The following is a 3,093-nucleotide window of genomic DNA, read 5'->3' on the forward strand; positions in this document are numbered from 1 at the left end:
TCGTACTCCGCTTCGCGCGCTTCCAGCGTGTAGTGGATCTGCTGCGTGATGAAGCGCGGCTGATGACGGCTGTCGCTGATGCCGAGCGCCTTCATCACCTGCCAGCCGGAATAGTTGGAGCAGCCGACATAGCGGATCTTGCCCTGGGCAACCAGCGTGTCGAGCGCGCCGATGGTTTCCTCCAGCGGCGTCACGCCATCCCATTCGTGCAGGAAATAGATGTCGATGACGTCGGTCTTGAGCCGCTTCAGGCTCTTCTCGCATTCCCGAATCAGGTGATGGCGCGACAGGCCTTCGTCGTTTGGACCTTTGCCGATCCGCATCCGTGCCTTGGAGGCGATCAGCACGTCGCCCTTGCGCTTGCCGCCGAGCGCTTCGCCGATGATTTCTTCGGAAATGCCGTTCGAATAGACATTGGCGGTGTCGATGACATTGATGCCGGCGTCGATACAGAGATCGATCATCCGGCGCGCTTCGTCGAGATCGGTCTTGCCGACCGCCGAAAAAGCACCGGCGCCACCGAACGTCATGGTCCCCATGGTCAGTGTCGATACTTTCAGGCCGGAACGGCCGAGGGTGCGGTATTCCATGTCGTCCTCGCGATTGCATTGGGAAAGGGCTGGGGAGGGCCGCCCGAAAGTGGCCGCTATTTGTAGGACAATTTGGGCGACGTGTCTCCATGCCAGCGCGGCGGATCGATCATGCCTGGCTGGACCGACAGCGGTGGTGACCATGCTCGCGCTGCAATAAAACCGTCATTGCAGGCCTATATGGAAGTCGGCTCAGGTGTTGCCGTTCCCGGGCTGTAGGCCGGGAGTTTGGGGCGCCGGACGTGGATCGACAGAGCTTGCAAGTGGAGCAGCCGATAATGACCGAGCTAAAACAGAATTCTCCGGCCAGGGATTGGCTTGAAGCCGAGCTCGCCGACACGCTTGACGAAGACTATGAGCTCGAAATGTCGGAGCCGGCGCTGTCGATGGAGATCGCCAAGATCTACAAGAACTCGCATCCGCCTTCGATCGATCGCATGCAGTATTTTCGCGACCTGATCACCCTGCAGTCCGAATTGATCAAGCTGCAGTCCTGGGTCGCCCACCACAAGAAGAAGCTGGTGGTGATCTTCGAGGGACGCGATTCGGCCGGCAAGGGCGGTGTCATCAAGCGCATCACCCAGCGCCTCAACCCGCGCATCTGCCGTGTCGTCGCACTGCCGGCGCCGACGGAGCGCGAAAAGTCGCAATGGTATTTCCAGCGCTATGTCCCGCATCTGCCGGCCGGCGGCGAGATCGTGCTGTTCGACCGCTCATGGTACAACCGCTCGGGCGTCGAGCGGGTGATGGGCTTTGCCCAGCCCGATCAGGTCGAAGAATTCTTCCACGACGTGCCGGAATTCGAGCGCATGCTGGTCCGCTCGGGCATCACCGTGGTCAAATACTGGTTCTCGATCACCGACGAGGAACAGCAGATGCGCTTCCTGATGCGCATCCACGATCCGATGAAACAGTGGAAACTGTCGCCGATGGACCTGCAGTCGCGCGTGCGCTGGGAGCAGTACACCAAGGCCAAGGAAGAGACCTTCGCCCGCACCAACATCCCGGAAGCGCCCTGGTTCATCGTCGAGGGCAACGACAAGAAACGCGCGCGGCTGAACTGCATCGACCATCTGCTCAAGCAGCTGCCTTACGAGGAAGTGCCGCACGAGGAGATCACTTTGCCGGAGCGCGTCTTCAACCCCGAATACGAACGCCAGGTGCTGCCGCGCGAGCTCTACGTGCCGGAGAAGTATTGAGGCAGACGAAGCTGCGATCTCCCCCACGAGGGGAGAGATTGGCTCTCCACCTTACGCCCGCTTGATGGTGACGTGCGTCGCGAGCGGGGTCGCCACCTGCTCGCTGCAGACATAGCCGAGCTTGAGCATGTCCAGGCCGGCAAAAAGGTTCTCGCCCGTGCCCAGCAGCAGCGGCGCGATCGCCAGATGCATCTCGTCGATCAGTTTTTCCTGCAGATATTGCCGTATGGTGGCGACGCCGCCGCCGACCCGCACATCCTTGCCGCCAGCGGCAGCCTTTGCCTGTTCAAGAGCTGAATGGATGCCGTCGACGACGAAGTGGAAAGTGGTGCCGCCCTCCATCGTGATCGGTTCCCGCTTGTGATGGGTCAGCACGAAAACCGGCACATGATAGGGCGGGTTGTCGCCCCACCAGCCTTTCCAGCTGTCGTCAGGCCATTCGCCGCGGATCGGTCCGAACATGTTGCGGCCGAGGATCCAGGCGCCGACATTTTCGAAGCTGCGCGCCGCGAACGCCTCGTTGACGTCGGTGGTGCCGCCATCTTGTCCGAGCACCATCTCGCGGAAGGTGCGGGTGTCGACAAACCACTTGTGCAAGGATTCCCCACCGACGCCGAGCGGATTTTGCAGATCCTGATCGGGACCGGCGCCATAGCCGTCGAGCGATAGGGTGAAAGCGTTGACGCGAAGTTTGGACATGCGAGCCTCCTCGATAACCGATTGTGTTTTGCAAGCAGTTTTTTGTAACAAACCGATTGTGAATTGCAAGCGGTATTTTCAAGCTCAAACGAAGCCCACGCAACGGTCAAGTGGCCCTCGCTATGGATTCCCCGGCCAAGAGCCGGAAATTGGTATGGATGTCGAAGCGGATTGGCCGACATTGCTCGCCGCGACCGGCCGTCGTCGCGAAGAGAAATTACCCCTTCAGCATCTCCGCCACTTCGGGTGCGAAATAGGTCAGGATGCCGTCGCAGCCGGCGCGCTTGAAGGCGAGCAGCGATTCCAGCATTGCCTTCTCGCCGTCGATCCAGCCATTGGCGCCTGCCGCCTTGATCATCGAATATTCGCCCGACACCTGGTAGGCGAAGGTCGGCATCTGGAACTCGTCCTTCAGCCGCCGGATGATGTCGAGATAGGGCAGGCCGGGCTTGACCATCAGCATGTCGGCGCCCTCGGCGATGTCCTGTTCGGCCTCTCTCACCGCCTCGTCCGAATTGGCATGGTCGATGTAATAGGTCTTCTTGTCGCCCTTGAGCAGACCGGCGGTGCCCACCGCCTCGCGATAGGGTCCGTAGAAGGCCGAG

General features: G+C 60.7%; 3 protein-coding genes and 1 pseudogene. 1 reads left to right on the forward strand and 3 read right to left on the reverse strand.

The window, feature by feature from the left end; all coding sequences use genetic code 11:
• A partial coding sequence (locus EN879_RS29850; RefSeq protein ID WP_164774667.1) for an aldo/keto reductase occupies positions 1–590 on the reverse strand: 590 nt, incomplete at its 3' end.
• A gap of 278 nt (positions 591–868) precedes the next feature.
• On the opposite strand from EN879_RS29850, the gene ppk2 reads away from it, so the two are divergent.
• On the forward strand, positions 869–1,789 hold the full coding sequence (gene ppk2, locus EN879_RS29855; protein WP_013532260.1) for a polyphosphate kinase 2: 921 nt from the start codon (positions 869–871) through the stop codon (positions 1,787–1,789).
• A gap of 51 nt (positions 1,790–1,840) precedes the next feature.
• Here ppk2 and EN879_RS29860 read toward each other — a convergent pair whose 3' ends face one another.
• Entirely contained in the window at positions 1,841–2,488 is a 648-nt protein-coding gene (locus EN879_RS29860; protein ID WP_063167762.1) for a dihydrofolate reductase family protein, read from the reverse strand.
• Positions 2,489–2,705: 217 nt separating this feature from the next.
• Positions 2,706–3,093: pseudogene (locus EN879_RS29865) on the reverse strand (porphobilinogen synthase); the annotation flags it as partial.

The sequence above is a fragment of the Mesorhizobium sp. M7A.F.Ca.AU.002.02.1.1 genome (assembly GCF_003998535.1).
Taxonomy (GTDB): domain Bacteria; phylum Pseudomonadota; class Alphaproteobacteria; order Rhizobiales; family Rhizobiaceae; genus Mesorhizobium; species Mesorhizobium ciceri.

What these genes read in the sequence shown, in the direction of transcription:
- ppk2 (WP_013532260.1), top strand. Translation starts at nt 869, where the DNA reads ATGACCGAGCTAAAACAGAATTCTCCGGCCAGGGATTGGCTTGAAGCC.
- EN879_RS29860 (WP_063167762.1), bottom strand. Translation starts at nt 2,488, where the DNA reads ATGTCCAAACTTCGCGTCAACGCTTTCACCCTATCGCTCGACGGCTAT.